An 18,553-nucleotide genomic window follows, 5' to 3' on the forward strand; every position below is an offset into this window, starting at 1 on the left:
TTTTTGTTTTAAAAATAGGCTGTTAATCGTAAGCCTAGCGTAATATAATTGATTTTTTCTTTAGTAATCAGGTTATTAAGTTCCTGATTCAGTTCGTCACCATCCTTAATCTCATCGCTGAAGTAATAGCGGATTGTAGAATTGATCTGATTGTAATCTGTATAGAATGTAAGGCCTAATCCAGGATTGAACTTGTAGGTCATGGAAGCACCGGTGTTCCAGCGGAAAGCCGGTTTGGGCTTGTATCTGGCGATCTGAAGTTCGTGGTTGGGAGCATCAATATCGTTTCCTTTTACAAATACTTTTCCACTTGCTGTTGCAGCATATCCTCCGGTTACCTTTAAAGTAAGCTGCCATTTTTCTGATAATTCATGAGAAAAATAAGGTCCGATGCCTGCAGAAAGAAAGCCCATAGATTGTGTTTTAATTTCATGATCACCAAAATCCTGTCCGTCATCAAAAGTTATTCTTTGGGATTTAATAGGGAAGCTGCTGAAGGATACATCTGCACCTACACCCCATTTTTTTGAAAAGAAGTAAGCACCTTCCAATCCTCCTTCAAAACCGATTTGCTTTTTGTCATCCAGCTCAGATTCTTTCAGGAAGTTGGTGGTACCTAATGCGGTTCCCATTTTTAGAGCAAGAAAAGAAGGATAATCATTGCCCTGTATTCTGGATAAGAGACTTAAATTATCTCCCTTGTTTTTATAAATTTTGTCAATAAAAAAATACCCCAGTTCTGTAGATATAATTCCGATACCTGCACCGGCCAGAATATCCGGAACCCAATGTCTGTTGTTTAAATTTCGCCCAAGCCCTGTAAGAGTTGCAGAACCATATCCTGCAATACTGTAGGCTGGGTTTACCAAACCATATTCTTTGTGCAGAAAACTGGCGTTGGTAAAAGCCATTGCCGCATGTCCTGATGGAAAAGAGTTGTTTTTGGATCCATCCGGGCGTTCTACTTTTGTTGTATATTTAATAGAATTGACTAAAATGGCCATGATGGCTAAACTCGTACCATAAGATAAAGTAGCTCTCCCGAGATTGTTTCTACCTTTTACACCTGCCAGCTTTAAACCGTAAACAGCTACAGCTGGAGCGTATTGTAGATAATCATCATATTTTACTTTGAAGTTGGGAAGGTATCGGTTTCTTACCTCACGAATATTCTCTTTTTCTCCCCATGTTGCAGCGGCAGCGGTAAACAGAAGAGCAGGAGCTACTGATTTTTTCACCCATTCTTTTTGAAAAAAAGGAGTTTTCTCCTGAATAGCATATCCTGAACTGATGAGGGCTAAATCTTCCTTGAGATTTCTGGATGGGATAGTATCCAGTGTTTTAATTTTGATAGTATCCTGAGCTTTAATACAGTATAAATGCAATAGTATTCCTGATGCTAATGCTATTTTTTTCATCTTAGTGGTGTTGAAATTTAAATCGCGTAAAAATATTAAAAAAATCTATCCCAAAAATTGAGATAGACTATTTTAATATTTTTATAATATTCTAATTGAGGTTGTTGGTTATCTTAATCCAGCTCTTGGTCCGGATGCTGCCACTACAGCCTGCATTCTTGTTTTTTGATTGGCAGAAAACATCACCATAGATTTATCATCTACATAATCCATGTAATTCATGAACATCTGAGAACGGCTTACACCACCACAAACTCTGTTTAAAGGATAAGTAGGATTTCCATAGTTAGGACCAGGAGAGGTAGGAGTGTCATTAGAGTAATCTGTCTGACAACCTGTATTGGATGATCCCCAAAGGTGAGGCAGATTTAGGTAGTGTCCTACTTCATGCGTTACTGTTCTTCCTAAATTAAATGGAGCAGATGCACCTGTTTTTCCGATATATTGATATCCAATTACAAGACCATCATACCATTGCCCTGCATTTTCAGGATAATAAGCATAACCTAGAGTTCCTGGTTGGTTGTTTTCGTCAAGAATTGAATTAACAACCCAAATGTTCATATTTTTATTTACATCAGTAGCATCAATACCTCCGGTACTGGCTTTTTTCATTTGCTCCAGATCAGATCTCCAGCCTGTCTTGGTACTTTGCTTACGGTTGGTTGCTACTAGTTTGAAACGGATTTTTACATCACCTGCTGCAGCTGGTTGAAATGCAGAAGGAATTTTATTAATATCAGAATTGGTTGCCCCATAATCGGCATTAAGGACTGCAATCTGTTCTGCAATTCTTGCGTCGGAAACATTTTGAGCAGAAGTGTTGTAAATTACGTTAAAAACAACTGGGATTTCAACAGTTCCATCGGCAAGAACTTTTCCCACTTTAAGATTTTCTGCAAATTTTTCAGTACTGAATTCAATATCAGCCATTTTTTGTTTTAATGCAGGGTTTTTCAGAAGCATTGCTTGTCTGATTTCTTCTGATGGGCAACCTCTTTTAAGAGCACTCGGAACAGTGTTATCCTGATCCGGAGAAGTCTCGTTTTGGTTGGTTAAGCTGTCGTTGTTGCACGCCGACATAAGGCCCAGAATCAGGGCTCCAAATAGGAATTTTTTCATATCGTTATAATATAATTTGGTTGAGGGCGTGAAATTATAGTATTTGAAATTAATATGCAAATTATTTCTGTAAATATTTAATAAATACCTAAATTTTAATTAATTTGTTTGAATTAAAATCAATTGAATATGAATTCTGTTGAGTTTTAGTTAAAATCAATTATTTGTTTTATATTTCACATTTAAGTGTATTTTGAATGTAAATAATTTTATCATTTTTCTATTTTTTATAGAATATTTTTTATAATAAATCGAACTAAGAAGGTTTTTAAAAACAAGTCAGAAACTATTGATTTCTTATCAGATTATGTTCTAACATTTCCAGTGCTGGCTTTGATTTCAATGTTTTTCCTTTATATTCCTGAAAGGCAAGCAGAATGGAATAAAAAAATCTGTCTCAAACTTGAGACAGATTTTAAATAGGTAAAAAGATTTTAATTTTAATACACTCTCAATCCGGATCTTGCTCCAGAAGAAGCTACTACAGACTGCATTCTCGTTTTTTGTCCTGCAGAGAACATAAACATAGCTGCATCATCTACATAATCCATGTAATTCATAAACATTACAGATCTTTGTACTCCACTGCATGTATTATATAGCGGGTAAGAAGGTTTTCCATAATTAGCAGTAGTCTGTGTAGGAGTATCACTTACCTGGTCGTTTCCACAATTGGCATCTCCCCAGATATGTCTTAAGTTCAGATAGTGACCTACCTCATGCGTTGCAGTTCTTCCCAGGTTGAAAGGAGAAGAAGCTCCGGTTTTTCCAAAATATGGAGCGGCAATTACAACACCATCATTCCATAAGCCTGCAGATTCAGGGAAAGTGGCATATCCAAGAATGGTGCGTCCCTGGCTGGTCATTTTGCCTACAACCCATAAGTTTAAATAATTGGTAGGGTTAGTGGCGTCAATTCCTCCTTTAGAGGCTTTTTTCATATCATCATTAGTTGCCCAGCTTGTTTTTGAAGTGGATTTTCTAACGGTGTTTACCAGTCTGAATTTTACTTTTGTATCACCAGAACTTACGGGCTGGAATTCGGTTGGAATTTTATTAACATCACTGTTCGTGGCTGTATAGTCTGCATTCAATACTGCAATTTGTTCTGCAATTCTTGCATCAGAAACGTTTTCAGCAGTCGTTTTGTAGATAACATTTACGATAACAGGGATTTCTACAGTACCATCAGCAAGAACTTTTCCAAATTTCACATCATTGGCGAATTTTTCTGTATTGCTTTCTAATGCCGCGAATCTTTGTTGAAGTTCAGGACTTTTTTTCAATGCTTCCTGTCTGATTTCCTCAGAAGCACAGCCTCGTTGGGCTAAACCTGCAGTAGTTGCATTTTCGTCAGTTGTGTTTTCATTTTGATTAGTAATGCTGTCATTGTTACATGCAGCCATTACAGTGAGCATACAAGCTCCGAATAATAGTTTTTTCATATCAAAATCATTTAGGTTGAGGATGTGAAATTATATTATTTGAAATTAATATGCAAATAAATTTTTGATTTCTTTGTAAAATTGTTAATTATTGTCGGTAATTATTGGTTTTAGTTTAATGTTTTTTAAAATGTATTGAATTTTAATCAATTTTAAAAAATATGCTAATGTGATCTTAATTTTTAATTATTTTAAATGAATTCTTTTCGTTTAAATTTACTTTTGATAGAATTTTTTCATGGTAAAATCTAATTTGCAAAACCATTTTTAATGGCAAAAACCGCAAGCCCTACACGGGTTTTCAAATCCAGTTTTTCACATAGTTGATCACGGTAGCTTTCCACTGTTCTTGGGCTACAGCACATCCTATCCGCAATTTCCTTATAACTGAGTTCGGTTACTGTATATTTCAGGAACTCTTTTTCTCTGTCTGAAATTCTTATTGCGATCTCAGATTCTGTTTCTTTATTAAGATTGGAAAATATGATCTTGGAAGCCCAGTCCGGATAAAAAAAGCCATCACTATTGAGGCGGGTAAGTGCAGTTTCCAAATCTCTTGGATGGGTGTTTTTTAGCAGATAGCCTTTTGCACCGCTCTTAATCATCTTAATTACGCTGTTGTCATCTCCCTGCATACTGAGCGCCATAATTTTAATATCGGGATGATTTTTTGTAAGCCAGACTGCGGTTTCAAAACCGTCCATAATAGGCATGCTGATATCCAAAAGAATAATATCAGGAATGGTATTGCCTTCTTCGAATTTCTGGATGAGATCTTTCCCGTTTTCACTTACATAGATTACTTCAAATTCACTGAAATTACCAATAATTCCTTCCAGAGCTTTTGCAATAAGTATATGGTCGTCAACAATGACAATAGATTTTTTCATGACTGTTTTTTTAAGATAATATTGATTTGTGTTCCCGCATTTTCCTGGCTTTCCATACAAAAACTTGCTCCTATAATTTCAGCTCTGTTTTTCATATTCGTTAGCCCTATTCCGTTGGACTTGATCTGTGAAGTATCAAACCCGATTCCATCATCACGAATATCAAGCTCCCAAAGAGTGTCTTCTGAAGTGTTCAGGTTTATAAAAATATTTTTACAATGGGAATGTTTTATACTGTTTTGAATAAATTCCTGAGTAATTCTGAGTAAAACATTTTTATGAACAAAGCCCAGATCCAGTTGTTTGAAATTGTGTTCAAAACTTACATGACATTTTTTGAAGGAATTGGTGTTATCCACTTCTTCCTGTATCAAAGTTACAATTTCCTTCTGGTTGATATTGTCATCTGTCAACGTTTTTGACAAGCTTCTAAGATCCTGCAGAGATTGATTAATAATCTGTGAAACCTGATCAATTCTTTCACTTGCTTCAGAAACTTTGTTTTCATAAAGCATCTGCTGTACATAAAGACTTACGAGGGTAAGTTTCTGGCCGATATTGTCGTGCAATTCCCGGCCAATCTGCTGCATGGTGGCTTGTTGTATTTCCAGTTGGGTAGACAGGAGTTCTCTCTGATGAAGTTCATTTTTTCTTTCAATTTCATTCACATGTTCCTTCTTGCGTTGTTTGTAACTTCTGATATAGATTAATACTGCCGTTACAAACATTACAAAAAGTATATTGAATAGAATGATAACAATTAAGAGCTCTGTTTTCCCCATATGAATGAACTTGCAAATAAAATATACATGACCACGCCTGACATTAGAAAATAACTAAAATAAATATCCCAGATCTCCATATAATTCAACAGAATTGAATAAAATGCCATAAAAGGTAGTGTTCCTATATAAGAAAGTGTTATACCTAAATTAATATAAAACATTCTGTTTTTATTAAAGTGAAGAATATCCTGGGAGTTAATTTGTTTGTAATATTCCATCACTACCAAAAGCATTAAGATAAGGCATCCAAAAGTATAGTTAAAAGCAAATACAATTTTATTGCCCGAAAAATACAATTCATTGGGAATAAATGAAAGAAGATAAAGGAGGGATAATCCGTAAAAAAGCTTTGGCTTTCCTAAAGATTTGGCTGCATATAACCAGTAAAAAAAAATAAACTGGATAGGCATTAAAAAATAATTATAGAAATAAGCTTTAGAAAAATAAGCAAATTTTCCCCATCTACCATATGCTTCACTAAGAAAGATAAAAACTAAGAAAAATACAAAAAATTTCCAATATTCTTTTCTTATACGATTGTAATACAAAAGGCCAACAAACGCAGCAAGTCCCTCAGCCCAAAGCATGCTTTTGCTTGCAAACTCTTGGAAATCCGTCATGTATTTGTTATTTAATTATTAATATAATTCACCAAACGAGTTCTTAGGAGGCGTTAGTTGTCCATTGTTTTCTCCAAGACCTGTATCATCATCTTCTTCTCCTCCAATGCCTTTGGCAGATCGTGCATTTAACGCTAAAGGTTTGCCATCCGTATCTGGAGATTGATTGAAATCGTAATCATGAAACTCTCCTGTTTCATCAGCTTTTTTTAGGGTCGGAATCATTACTAATGTATGCTTTCCTGCATATTCGGTAGGAACAGGGTGAGAGTCCATTATAGACCAGTTTTCTTCTTTTGGATAAGCAGCATAATAAAATCTTATACCTAAATCTTCCGTAGATACATCTGGATTTACTTTAGCAGCTTCAGCTTCAATTGTAGCGATGAAATTTTTTAATTTCGGAAGATCGAACCAGATGGAATGAGCATCTTGTGTTCCTAAAGCAGTGTTAATAACATTTAGATGATTTTGACGGTAGTTGTCAATCAGAGCCTGGATAAGGGTTTTTGACATGGTCCCAGGCTGTAATGGATTGTTTGATTCTGTATTCATAGCTTAGTGGTTTACGGTAAAACTCAATTAATATGCAAATCTCGTAAAAAATATCCTAGAAAATGTATTCGCGAATTGGGAATTACACTGTTATTTTTACCGTGTTTTTACGGATTGCATGAAAACTATAATGATTTAGATCTTACTCAAAAGAGAATTCACACTATAAAAAAGCGGAGAAATATGTTTTCCCCGCTTTTTTTAAATACATGGATACTTTCTCCAGTCCCTGCAAGTATAATCTACAGTACAACAGAGGCCTTGAGGGCAGCTCCAGTCTTCGCCACACGCAATTGGGAATGGTTCAATTCCACCCTCAATTTTCTTTAATTGATTTCTTTTTAATTTTTTCATGTTGATTTTGTTTAAGTTATTAGAATAGTAAATATAATTATATTTCACCTAAAAAGGATAAATTGAATAAAAAATAAGTGCTGCAGATTATTCTACAGCACTTATTCACAAAAATAATGTATATGAAAAAAAACTATTTTATTGTTCAGTAGGTCGGAAAACTAATCCTGTTTCTACAAAATAATCCAGCGTAATTCTGTCTCCGTCATTCACATTTCCCGCAAGAATTTCTTTAGACAATTTGTTTAAAACTTCCTGTTGGATTACCCTTTTCAATGGTCTTGCTCCGAAGGCAGGATCATATCCTTTATCCATCAGATAATCTACCGCATCCTGAGTGAAAGTCATAATGATGTTTCGTTTAGATAACATTTCATTGAATCCTCTTAATTGATACTGAACGATTTTTCCGATCTCTTTTTTTCTTAAAGGCTGGAAGAGTACAATCTCATCAATTCTGTTCAGGAATTCCGGACGAAGCGTCTGTTTTAAAAGATCAAAAACTTCATCTTTTGTTTTATCCACAACTTCATCCTGATTTTCCTCAGTAAGGTTTTCAAAATTCTCCTGAATCAGATGCGAACCTAAATTCGAAGTCATGATAATAATAGAATTTTTAAAATTCACTACTCGTCCCTTATTATCCGTCAGACGTCCATCATCCAGAACCTGAAGCAATGTGTTGAAAACATCAGGGTGCGCTTTTTCAATCTCGTCTAAAAGCACTACAGAATAAGGTCTTCTTCTTACTGCCTCAGTCAATTGTCCGCCTTCATCATAACCTACATATCCCGGAGGAGCTCCTACCAATCTTGAAACACTGTGACGTTCCTGATACTCACTCATATCAATTCTCGTCATATTGTTTTCATCATCGAATAAGAATTCTGCCAATGCTTTTGCCAGCTCAGTTTTACCTACTCCGGTTGTTCCCAGGAATAAGAATGAACCGATAGGTTTTTTATCATCGCTCAATCCTGCTCTGTTTCTTCTGATGGCATCTGCCACCGCCTGAATCGCTTCATCCTGTCCTACAACTCTGTGGTGTAGCTCAGTTTCAAGATTCAATAATTTTTCTCTTTCTGATTGCAGTAATTTGGTTACGGGAATACCTGTCCATTTACCAATTACTTCAGAGATGTTTTCTGCAGTAACTTCTTCTTTGATCAGCTCATTCTGATGATTCTGCATTTCCAGCTCTACTTTGGCTAGTTCTTCCTCTTTTTCACGAAGTTTCCCGTATTGGATCTCTGCTACTTTTGCATAATCTCCTGCTCTGGAAGCTCTTTCTGCTTCGTGTTTCAGAGATTCAATATCTTTTTTGATTTGGGTAAGATCTTCACTTTTCTGTTTTTCTTTCAGCCATTTGGCATTGATCTCATTTCTCTGTTCGGAAATTTTAGCAATATCTTCCTTCAGATGATCAATTTTAGTCTGATTTCCTTCTCTTGAAATGGCTGCTAATTCAATTTCTAGCTGCATTAATTTTCTGTCCAGAACGTCCAGTTCTTCCGGCTTTGAATTGATTTCCATTCTCAGTTTTGCAGAAGCTTCATCAATAAGGTCAATCGCTTTATCCGGTAAGAAACGATCTGAAATATATCTTTGAGACATTTCCACCGCAGCAATAATTGCTTCATCTTTAATTCTTACTTTGTGGTGGGCTTCATATTTATCTTTAATACCACGAAGGATAGAAATTGCAGATTCAGTATCCGGTTCTTCCACCATTACTTTCTGGAAACGTCTTTCCAACGCTTTGTCTTTTTCAAAATACTTTTGGTATTCATTCAAAGTAGTGGCGCCAATGGCTCTTAATTCTCCTCTTGCCAAGGCAGGCTTTAAGATATTGGCTGCGTCCATTGCTCCTTCACCACCTCCGGCTCCAACCAAAGTGTGGATCTCATCAATGAAAAGAATAATCTGCCCATCAGACTTGATTACTTCATTTACAACGGATTTTAAACGCTCTTCAAATTCACCTTTATATTTTGCTCCGGCGATCAAAGCTCCCATATCCAATGAGAATAAAGTTTTATCCATCAGGTTTTCAGGAACGTCACCACTGATAATTCTGTGGGCAATTCCCTCGGCAATTGCAGTTTTACCTACACCCGGTTCTCCAATAAGGATTGGGTTGTTTTTAGTTCTTCTGGAAAGGATCTGTAAAACCCTTCTGATTTCTTCATCACGCCCGATTACCGGATCCAGTTTTCCCTCTGCTGCTAACTCGTTGAAATTTTTAGCATATTTATTTAAAGACTGATACGTTTCCTCTGAGCTGGCAGAAGTTGCTTTGCTTCCTTTTCTTAATTCTTTGATTGCGCCTTCCAAAAGATTTTTGGTAACACCCATATCTTTCAGCATTTTGGATACTTCAGAAGTTGTTTCCAAAAGGGATAACCATAAATGCTCAATCGTTACATATTCGTCACCCATTTTCTTAGCGATGTTGGGTGCATCCAGCAATACTTTATTAGCAGATTGTGAAAGATAAATGTTTCCTCCCTGTACTTTAGGAAGCTTTTCTAAATTTTCGCGGTTGCGCTCTCTTACTAAATTAGCATCTGCTTCAGATTTTTTTAATAAGAAAGGCGATATGTTTTCATCTACCTGGAAGATTCCTTCAAGAAGATGTTGAGGTTCGATACTTTGATTGCCCAGTTCCATAGCAACCTGTTGTGCTGCCTGGATGGCTTCCTGTGATTTTACAGTATATTGGTTTAAGTTCATATTTTTATATATTTTTGGTAATGGTTTGTTTAACGTTTAGTTTTTAAAAAACATCAAGAAACCAAATTCTGAGGCTTAGTTTCTTAATGCCATCAATTATTTAATCATTTATTCGATGACTGTATCGCAAAAACTGTTCAATTATTAAATTTACAAAAAAATAGGACAAATTTTCCGGATATTGTATTTTTAACGGAAATTTAACTTGACAAAATTTCCGATTTCGTAATTATTTCTTGGAAATCCATGAACAAAAAGTCATAGCAAGGTAAAATAGCTAAAGATTGAGACTGAAGATGATGGGTCTTTTTTCTTTTTATGCTCAAAAAATGAACAGTTTAATTCAGAATAATTACTTTTGCATTTTACCAGATGGAATTAAAAGAAAAACAGAGAAAAATATTAGACGTAGCCGTAGAACTTTTCAAAGAGAAAGGGTATATGGGAAGCTCAGTAAGAGACCTGGCTACCAAACTCAATATCAAGGCAGCATCGCTATATGCACACATCCGTTCAAAGGAAGAAATTCTGGAATGGATTTGTTTTGGCATTGCTCAGGAGTTTTTCGATGAGCTTCAGGAAGTAAAAAATACAGATATTGCTCCAAAGGAAAAGCTGAATCTATTACTGGATAAGCATCTTTCTGTTGTTCTTAAAAACCGTGATGTTACCCATATTTATTCCAATGAGTGGAAACATCTTGAAGAAAGACTTCCCGAATTTGTAGAATTGAGAAAAAACTATCAGCAGGAAGTAGAAGAACTGATTTCCGAGATCTACAAAGCTGAAAAATGGGAGCTGAAATCACCATCATTTACCACAAGATTTATCCTTCATACTTTAAATAATTCTTATTTCTGGTTCAAGAGAAGCAGTGATTCTACAGATGAAATTACCGATGAGATCAGAGAAAAAATTCTTTTTGGATTATTGGGTAACCAGAAAAATTAATCACCCCTGTGTCATTCTGACGAAGGAAGAATCTCATAATTATACTTTTTAGTCACGAATTTTAATACTACGTTTGTTATTTCGAGATAGAGAAATGATTCATTCATGTATTTAATATGAGATTCTTCTCTACACTTCGTTCCGCTCAGAATGACATTGGGCATAATTTTAACTATCTTTCTTATTTAGAATCATTCAAAATATGACAAAAGTCATAAAAATTTTGCCAGCTAGCAAAATCTTTTTAAATTTACACCTAACAAATGTTAGTTAGTTTTATGGATTTTTCAGTTGAATATCTGGAGCTGGGTCAGTTGAGACAGCTTCAATCCGACCGGTTGATCAGCCTGATCAGCTATTTGGGAGAGAAGTCGGAATTTTATAAAAAGAAATTTGATGAATTGCAAATATCTCCACAGGATATAAGGTCGATTGAAGATATCGCTAAACTTCCTATTACTTACAAACAGGATTTAAGAGATAACTATCCGTTCGGGTTATTTGCTGTTCCTAAAAGTGAGCTTCAACGTATACACTGTTCAAGCGGAACTACGGGAAAACCAACGGTAGTAGGGTATACTAAAGAAGATGTTGACCTTTTCAGTGAAGTGGTGGCAAGATCTTTACATGCGGCAGGCGCAAGACCAGGAATGCAGTTGCATAATGCCTATGGCTACGGGATTTTTACAGGAGGTTTAGGCCTTCATTACGGAGCCGAAATGTTGGGAATGAGCGTCCTTCCTATTTCTGGGGGAATGACGGCAAGACAGGTAGACTTGATTGTGGATTTCAAACCTGAAGTAATCTGCTGTTCGCCATCATACGCTTTAACGATTGCAGATGAATTTGCCAGAAGAGGAATTACTGCAGAAGAGATCAGTCTTCAATATGCAGTGCTGGGTTCAGAGCCATGGACGGAGATTATCAGAGGTCATATTGAAGAAAGATTAGGCGTTCATGCAACCAATATCTATGGGTTAAGTGAAATTATCGGTCCGGGAGTTTCTATGGAGGATTTCGAAGAGAAAGGCGGAGTTTATATCTGGGAAGATCATTTTTATCCGGAGATTTTAGATCCGGTTACCAAACAACCGGTTCCTTTTGGGGAAGAAGGAGTATTGGTGATAACCACTTTAACCAAAAAAGCAATGCCGCTTTTACGTTACTGGACAAACGATATCACAAGTCTTTACTACGATGCAAATGCCAAAAGAACCATGGTAAAAATGAAACCCATCGTCGGGAGAGCAGATGATATGCTGATCGTAAGAGGAGTCAATGTTTATCCAAGTCAGATTGAAGATGCTTTTTCTTATGTAAAAGGAGTGGTTCCTAACTACTATCTTACGCCTGTAGAGAAAGAACATATGTGCATTGCTTTGGATATTGATGTTGAAATAGATGATGAATTGGTAAAATCTCAAAAAATAGAATCAAATACCGATGATTATTTTAATTTTGTCGGCAACTTTGGGAAAAACATAGAAAACGAAATAAAAAAGAGAGTAGGAATTACTACGAAAGTAAAAGTTCATGCTCAGGACAGCCTGCCGAAGTGTGAAGGTGGAAAAATTAATAGAATACTTAAAAAATAATGAATTCATTTTATAAACTTAAAACAGTTAAAGTTCAGAAAGATACTTCCGAAGCAGTGAATGTGGCGGTAGAAATCCCTGAAGAACTGAAAGATAAGTTCAGGTTCAAGCAGGGACAGTATCTGAATTTCCGAATGACAATCAACGGAAATGAAGAAAGACGTTCTTACTCTATCTGTAATGCTCCAAGTGAAAAGGGAAATACGCTGGAAGTATTGGTAAAGTTGCTGGAAGGCGGAAAAGTGTCAGGGTATTTCAATGAACACCTTCACATGGATGAAGTGCTGGAAGTAATGCCTCCGATGGGTGGCTTCAATACTTCTTATCACCCCACAAACGTAAAAACTTACGTTGGTCTGGCGGCAGGAAGCGGAATTACTCCTGTATTATCCAATATTAAAGAAAGTCTTTATCAGGAGCCTAAGAGTAATGCTTATCTGTTTTACAGTAACAGAAGCATGAATCATGTTTTAAGAAAGGCAGAGATTGATAAACTTGTAGAGCATTTCAACGGAAGACTTAAGGTGATTTACCTGGTAAGCCGTGAGAAGCACGAAGATCCTGTTTTTGAAGGAAGAATTTCGTCAGAAAAATTAGAGCAGCTGTTTGAAAGATATACAGATATTGATGTAAAAGAAGCTACCTATTTCATTTGCGGACCTTCGGAAATGATTAAGGGAATTGCAGACTATCTGAAGAAAGACAAAAAAGTACCTGCTATTCAGGTTTTATTTGAATATTTCACCGCTCCGGATGAAGAAAATACGGAGGAAATGAGTGATGAATTCAAGGCGATTGCCAATATTGAAAGTATGGTAACGGTAATCATTGATGATGATGAATATTCGTTCCACCTTAATTCTAAAAAAGAGAGTATCTTAGATAAAGCATTGAAAGATCAGCTTCCGGTTCCTTTCGCATGTAAGGGAGGCGTTTGCTGTACGTGTAAGGCGCAGGTTCTGGAAGGAGAGGTTTTCATGGAGAAAAACTATGCACTTACCGAAGAAGAAGTAGCCAGAGGCTTCGTTCTTACTTGCCAATGTCACCCTACAACCAATGTGGTGATGCTAAATTATGATGTTTAAGACAATTTGAAAATGAGAAAATGTGATAATTTGAAAATGCCATTATCGTATTTAAAATTTCCAAATTCTCAAATTCTCAAATTATTTAATTTTCAAATTCAAAAAAGATGGACTTAGAAAAATTTGTTCAATACGTTCACGAAGAAAATAAAGTAGAACCAAAAGATGTAATGCCGGATGATTACAGAAAACTATTGGTTCGTCAGATTTCACAGCACGCGCATTCTGAAATTGTAGGAATGCTGCCGGAAGCCAACTGGATTTCCAGAGCGCCTTCATTGAGAAGAAAAATGGCTCTTTTAGCGAAAGTTCAGGATGAGGCTGGTCACGGCCTGTATCTTTATTCTGCCACTGAAACGTTAGGAGACGGAAGCATCAGAGCAGACAGAGATGCTACTTATGATGATATGCTGGAAGGAAAAGCAAAATATTCAAGTATTTTCAACTATCCTACCTTAAGCTGGGCTGATATCGGAGCCATCGGTTGGTTAGTAGACGGTGCTGCCATTATGAATCAGGTAATGCTGATGGGGAATTCCTACGGTCCTTATTCAAGAGCGATGGTGAAAATCTGTAAGGAAGAATCATTCCACCAAAGACAAGGGTATGAAATTCTTATGGCATTGTGCCGTGGTACAAAACAACAGAAAGAAATGGCCCAGGCTTCATTAAACCGTTTCTGGTGGCCAGCTCTGATGATGTTCGGGCCTAATGATGACAGTTCACCTAACTCTAAAATCTCTATGAACTACAGAGTGAAAAGAGAAAGTAATGACAGTCTTCGTCAGAGGTTTATTGATGTTACTGTTTCTCAGGCTGAATTCCTGGGATTAACCATTCCGGATAAAGATCTGAAATGGAATGAGGAAAGACAGCATTACGATTTCGGAGAGCTTCCCTGGGATGAATTCATGGAAATCTTAAAAGGAAACGGACCTTGCAACAAAAAGCGTATCGAAACGAAGAGAAAAGCGCAAAGAGAAAATTCGTGGGTAAAAGAGGCTGCGGTGGCTTTTGCAGAAAAGCAGAGTGAAAAGGTAAACTAAGAAGTAATGAAAAACTCACTTCAAATTTTATTTTTCCTTATTGTTTCGATATTGAAAGGGCAAGACGTTAATAAACTGGCCAATATTTCTTTCAAATTGGAAAATGAAAAAGAAATAAGGATATATAAAGGAAGAGGTATCTCAAACGGAGGACAGATTTTCAGAGTTTATCAGGGAGAAGATAAGAATTGGAAAGCTGAGTTGATACAATGGTTTCTTCCTGCAAGGAAAAGTGAAGATGAGTTTGAAATAATTCCAGCTAGAGTTACTAAGCTTACATCAAAAACACCGTTAGAGTTGGTGTTTTTAAACATTGAAGCACTTGATATTGAATATCTTCCCAAAGAAGAGCTTTTTGAATACAAGAAATCAAAAAATGAGGTGGTTTTTGACAAAGATGAAAATGATTATGTTTTAATGTCAAGGAGAATAAGTGTTTTAGATGGAAAAGACTTTTTAGTAAAATACAAATCAAATAAGAAAGAAAATGAATTTGATTATTCTAATCCTGAAAGTTATTTAAATAAATATCCGGGAATTGATGAATATGAAAGCTTCATTAAAATTTTAAAATATGTTGAAGATAGCTTCAATATCAAATTAAATTAAAAAAATAAAAATAGATAATGAGTCAATTAGATATGTGGGAAGTGTTTATTCAGACTAAACCGGGATTATCTCACAAACACGTTGGAATTGTACAGGCACCAACAGCAGAAATGGCTTTGCAGAACGCAAGAGACGTTTATACAAGAAGAAAAGAAGGAACTTCTGTTTGGGTCGTTCCAAGTAAATATATTGTGACTTCAGAAGGGATTGATAAAGAAGCATTCTTTGATCCGGCTGATGATAAACTATACCGTCATCCAACGTTCTATGAGATTCCAAACGATGTAAAAAATATGTAAAATAGCTAATGGCTATTAGCTGCTTGCAATTTGCCAAAAGCTATATGCCAAAAGCCAAAAGCTAAAATAATGAACCCATTATATAATTATTTATTAAAACTAGCAGACGACAGTTTCATTATGGGACAGCGTTTGTCTGCGTGGTGCGGTGAAGGTCCTTACTTAGAGGAAGATATTGCATTGACTAATATTGCGTTGGATGAACTAGGTCAGGCGAATAACTTTTACGTTTACGCTTCAAGAGTGATAGACAACGGAAAAAATGAAGATGATATCGCATTTTTAAGATACGAGCACGAATACGTCAACGCCCATTGGGTAGAACTTCCTAATGAAGATTATGCACAGACTATTCTGAAAGTATATGTATTGTCTGTGTATCAGAAACTGATGTATGAGGCTTTATCAAATTCTTCTAATGAAGAATTGGCTGCCATTGCTCAAAAATCATTGAAAGAAGTAAGATATCACTATACCCACGCTGCATCATGGATGAAAATCTTTGCTCAGGGAACAGAAGAAAGCCGTGGACGTTTGGTAAAAGCGATTGAAAATATCTGGGAATACACGAAAGGTCTTTTTGCTAAAACAGAAGGTGAAGATGATCTTGTTGCTTTAAATATTGCTCCCAATTCAGATGCGCTTTACGAAGAATTCCTTGCAATTACCAAGAAAGATTTTGCAGATTTTGGTTTAGAATATCCTGAAAATGCTTTTATGCAGCCCAAATCAAGAACAGGATATCATACAGAATATTTCGGATTTATTCTTTGTGAGCTTCAGTATATGCAGAGAGCGTATCCTGGATGTACGTGGTAATAAATTATGAAGAAGTTGCTTCTTGGGATATTGGCTTTTTTTCTTGCAGCATATGTGATACTATGTGTTGGAATCTATTTCTATCAGGAGAAAATTATTTTTTATCCTGAAAAATTACCGGAAAATTACAAGTTTACATTTAAAGGTAATTTTGAAGAAGTACCCATCAAAATGCAGGATGGAAAGCATTTGAGTTCTGTTTTATTCAAAGCTCAAAATCCAAAAGGAGTCATCTTTTATCTTCACGGAAACGGAGGATCAATAAAAGGCTGGGGAGAAGTAGCTCAGTTCTATCGAAGTATGAATTATGATACTTTCATACTTGATTACCGTGGTTACGGAAAAAGTGAAGATAAAATTAATAGTAAAAATCAGATCTTTTCGGATGTTGAGAATGCTTACAAAGAGCTTTTGAAAAGATATCCGGAAAACAGAATTATTATTTTAGGATATTCTGTAGGTACAGGATTAGCCGCAAACTTAGCATCCATGCATAAGGCAGGATTATTGATTTTACAGGCACCTTATTACAGTATAGAAGATGAAATGAGTCAGAAATTCTCATTCCTTCCGAAGTTTTTACTGAAATATAATTTTGAGACTGGTGAATATTTAAAAACCGTTCAATCGCCAGTCGTTATTTTTCATGGGGATAAAGATGAGGTTATTAACTATAAAGCCTCTTTAAAGCTTAAAAATAACTTTAAAAAAGGTGATCGTCTGATTATATTAAAAGATCAGTATCACAACGGAATAACAGATAATTTGGATTATCAGAATGCAATGAAAGCCATTCTTGATTCTGATAAAAAATAAAGTATGAATCAGCTTTTAGATTTATTAAAAACAATTCCCGATCCGGAAATTCCGGTCATTGATATTGTGGAATTAGGAATTGTAAGAGATGCACAGGTTACAGGAGAAAATACCTGCGAAGTGATCATTACACCTACTTATTCTGCCTGTCCTGCTATGTTTACCATTGAGGAGGACATTATCAAAATGATGAAAGAAAACGGATGGGATGCGAAAGTAGTGACGAAGATGTTTCCCATCTGGACAACAGACTGGATTACTGATGAAGCGAGAGAAAAACTCCGTATTTACGGGATTACACCTCCGGAAAAAGGAGCAGACGAACATCACATCGGGAAACCGAAAAAATGCCCGCGTTGCGGTTCCGAGCATACCAAGCAGATCAGCAGATTTGGGTCTACTTTGTGTAAGGCATCTTATCAGTGTTTAGACTGCCTGGAGCCATTTGATTATTTTAAATGCCATTGATGAGTTATTCATCAATCTACAACAAATTTTACGGCTATGCAAAGCATAACGAAGGAATTGTTAGAATGTTAAATTATTAGACGGTTACATTAATTTATATTGTTAAATTAGTGCGTTGTTAAATAATAAATTAATAAAAACTATGTATACACAACTTGATATTGAAACGCATTTTGACGGAAAGCTGAAAATCGCATATCTTAATCAACCGGAAACGATGAACGCCCTTACTAAGCCGGCTTTATCAGATCTTAGAGACTTTGTTAAAGAGTGCAGCGAAGACGAAACGGTAAGATGTGTTGCCATTTCCGGAAGAGGAAGAGCATTCTGCTCAGGTCAGAATCTGGATGAAGCTTTTGTAGTAGGTAAAGAACACCATGATCATGACATCATCAGAAAAATTGTGGTAGACTATTACAATCCATTAGTAATGGAAGTTACCCGTTGCAAAAAACCGGTTATTGCTTTAGTAAACGGTCCTGCAGTAGGAGCTGGAGCAATGTTGGCTTTAATCTCTGACTTCGTTTTAGCGAATGAGAAAGCATATTTTGCTCAGGCATTTTCAAATATCGGGTTGATTCCTGATACAGGAGGAACTTACTTCTTACCGAAACTTTTAGGTAGACAATTAGCCAATTATTTAGCATTTACAGGTAAAAAATTATCTGCAGAAGAGTCTAAAGCGCATGGTCTTGTAGCAGAAGTGTTCACTGAAGAAGAATTCGTTCCAAAATCTATGGAAATTCTTGAAAGAATGGCGAACATGCCAACAGCCGCCATTAAGCTTACAAAAAAAGCGTTTGCCAATTCTTATACCAACACATTGAAAGAGCAGCTTGAACTGGAAGGAGATCTTCAGCAGGAAGCAGCAGGCACAGAAGACTTCATTGAAGGAGTAAATGCCTTTTTACAGAAAAGAAAACCTAATTATAAAGGAAGATAA

19 protein-coding genes are annotated in these 18,553 nt (G+C 36.0%); 10 read left to right on the forward strand and 9 right to left on the reverse strand.

Going from position 1 to position 18,553, the window contains the following annotated elements; all coding sequences use genetic code 11:
* Positions 1 to 8: 8 nt before the first annotated feature.
* From REB14_RS11990 to clpB, 9 genes are all read right to left on the reverse strand, one after another.
* The gene (locus tag REB14_RS11990) at positions 9 to 1,418 is read right to left on the reverse strand and encodes a phosphatase PAP2 family protein (RefSeq protein WP_309522297.1); all 1,410 of its coding nucleotides are present in this window, start codon (positions 1,416 to 1,418) and stop codon (positions 9 to 11) included.
* A 108-nt stretch (positions 1,419 to 1,526) separates the two neighbouring features.
* Entirely contained in the window at positions 1,527 to 2,540 is a 1,014-nt protein-coding gene (locus REB14_RS11995; protein WP_309522298.1) for a zinc metalloprotease, read from the reverse strand.
* Positions 2,541 to 2,980: 440 nt separating this feature from the next.
* Positions 2,981 to 3,985 carry a zinc metalloprotease gene (locus tag REB14_RS12000; RefSeq protein ID WP_079240337.1) on the reverse strand — a complete coding sequence of 335 codons (1,005 nt, stop codon included), beginning with the start codon at positions 3,983 to 3,985 and terminating at the stop codon, positions 2,981 to 2,983.
* A 248-nt stretch (positions 3,986 to 4,233) separates the two neighbouring features.
* The gene (locus REB14_RS12005) at positions 4,234 to 4,875 is read right to left on the reverse strand and encodes a response regulator transcription factor (RefSeq protein WP_079240338.1); all 642 of its coding nucleotides are present in this window, start codon (positions 4,873 to 4,875) and stop codon (positions 4,234 to 4,236) included.
* A complete protein-coding gene (locus tag REB14_RS12010) occupies positions 4,872 to 5,657 on the reverse strand; it encodes a sensor histidine kinase (protein ID WP_079240339.1) in 786 nt (261 codons plus the stop codon). The genes REB14_RS12005 and REB14_RS12010 overlap by 4 nt, the downstream gene beginning before the upstream one ends.
* On the reverse strand, positions 5,636 to 6,280 hold the full coding sequence (locus tag REB14_RS12015; RefSeq protein WP_079240340.1) for a hypothetical protein: 645 nt from the start codon (positions 6,278 to 6,280) through the stop codon (positions 5,636 to 5,638). The genes REB14_RS12010 and REB14_RS12015 overlap by 22 nt, the downstream gene beginning before the upstream one ends.
* Before the next feature lie 18 nt (positions 6,281 to 6,298).
* Positions 6,299 to 6,835, reverse strand: coding sequence for a hypothetical protein (locus REB14_RS12020; protein WP_309522299.1), 537 nt, complete (start codon positions 6,833 to 6,835; stop codon positions 6,299 to 6,301).
* Positions 6,836 to 7,036: 201 nt separating this feature from the next.
* Positions 7,037 to 7,189, reverse strand: a complete 153-nt coding sequence (locus REB14_RS12025) for a hypothetical protein (RefSeq protein ID WP_309522300.1) — start codon at positions 7,187 to 7,189, stop codon at positions 7,037 to 7,039.
* Between the two features lie 138 nt (positions 7,190 to 7,327).
* A complete protein-coding gene (gene clpB, locus REB14_RS12030; protein WP_309522301.1) occupies positions 7,328 to 9,922 on the reverse strand; it encodes an ATP-dependent chaperone ClpB in 2,595 nt (864 codons plus the stop codon).
* 372 nt (positions 9,923 to 10,294) lie between these two features.
* On the opposite strand from clpB, the gene REB14_RS12035 reads away from it, so the two are divergent.
* From REB14_RS12035 to REB14_RS12080, 10 genes are all read left to right on the forward strand, one after another.
* Complete coding sequence (locus REB14_RS12035; RefSeq protein WP_079240343.1) at positions 10,295 to 10,873, forward strand: TetR/AcrR family transcriptional regulator; 579 nt, start codon at positions 10,295 to 10,297, stop codon at positions 10,871 to 10,873.
* 278 nt (positions 10,874 to 11,151) lie between these two features.
* On the forward strand, positions 11,152 to 12,468 hold the full coding sequence (locus REB14_RS12040) for a phenylacetate--CoA ligase family protein (protein WP_309522302.1): 1,317 nt from the start codon (positions 11,152 to 11,154) through the stop codon (positions 12,466 to 12,468).
* Positions 12,468 to 13,553: a 2Fe-2S iron-sulfur cluster-binding protein gene (locus REB14_RS12045; protein ID WP_034695792.1), complete on the forward strand. Its 1,086-nt coding sequence runs from the start codon at positions 12,468 to 12,470 to the stop codon at positions 13,551 to 13,553. The genes REB14_RS12040 and REB14_RS12045 overlap by 1 nt, the downstream gene beginning before the upstream one ends.
* Before the next feature lie 107 nt (positions 13,554 to 13,660).
* Entirely contained in the window at positions 13,661 to 14,599 is a 939-nt protein-coding gene (paaA, locus tag REB14_RS12050) for a 1,2-phenylacetyl-CoA epoxidase subunit PaaA (protein WP_309522303.1), read from the forward strand.
* Positions 14,600 to 14,605: 6 nt separating this feature from the next.
* Complete coding sequence (locus REB14_RS12055) at positions 14,606 to 15,208, forward strand: hypothetical protein (RefSeq protein ID WP_309522304.1); 603 nt, start codon at positions 14,606 to 14,608, stop codon at positions 15,206 to 15,208.
* Between the two features lie 17 nt (positions 15,209 to 15,225).
* Positions 15,226 to 15,507, forward strand: coding sequence for a 1,2-phenylacetyl-CoA epoxidase subunit PaaB (gene paaB, locus REB14_RS12060; RefSeq protein WP_309522305.1), 282 nt, complete (start codon positions 15,226 to 15,228; stop codon positions 15,505 to 15,507).
* A gap of 69 nt (positions 15,508 to 15,576) precedes the next feature.
* Complete coding sequence (paaC, locus tag REB14_RS12065) at positions 15,577 to 16,326, forward strand: 1,2-phenylacetyl-CoA epoxidase subunit PaaC (protein ID WP_079240346.1); 750 nt, start codon at positions 15,577 to 15,579, stop codon at positions 16,324 to 16,326.
* A gap of 6 nt (positions 16,327 to 16,332) precedes the next feature.
* Entirely contained in the window at positions 16,333 to 17,142 is an 810-nt protein-coding gene (locus tag REB14_RS12070; protein ID WP_309522306.1) for an alpha/beta hydrolase, read from the forward strand.
* A gap of 3 nt (positions 17,143 to 17,145) precedes the next feature.
* A complete protein-coding gene (paaD, locus tag REB14_RS12075; RefSeq protein WP_309522307.1) occupies positions 17,146 to 17,610 on the forward strand; it encodes a 1,2-phenylacetyl-CoA epoxidase subunit PaaD in 465 nt (154 codons plus the stop codon).
* Between the two features lie 142 nt (positions 17,611 to 17,752).
* Positions 17,753 to 18,553, forward strand: a complete 801-nt coding sequence (locus tag REB14_RS12080; RefSeq protein ID WP_079240349.1) for an enoyl-CoA hydratase/isomerase family protein — start codon at positions 17,753 to 17,755, stop codon at positions 18,551 to 18,553.

Source organism: Chryseobacterium metallicongregator, from assembly GCF_031324065.1.
Lineage (GTDB): Bacteria > Bacteroidota > Bacteroidia > Flavobacteriales > Weeksellaceae > Chryseobacterium > Chryseobacterium metallicongregator.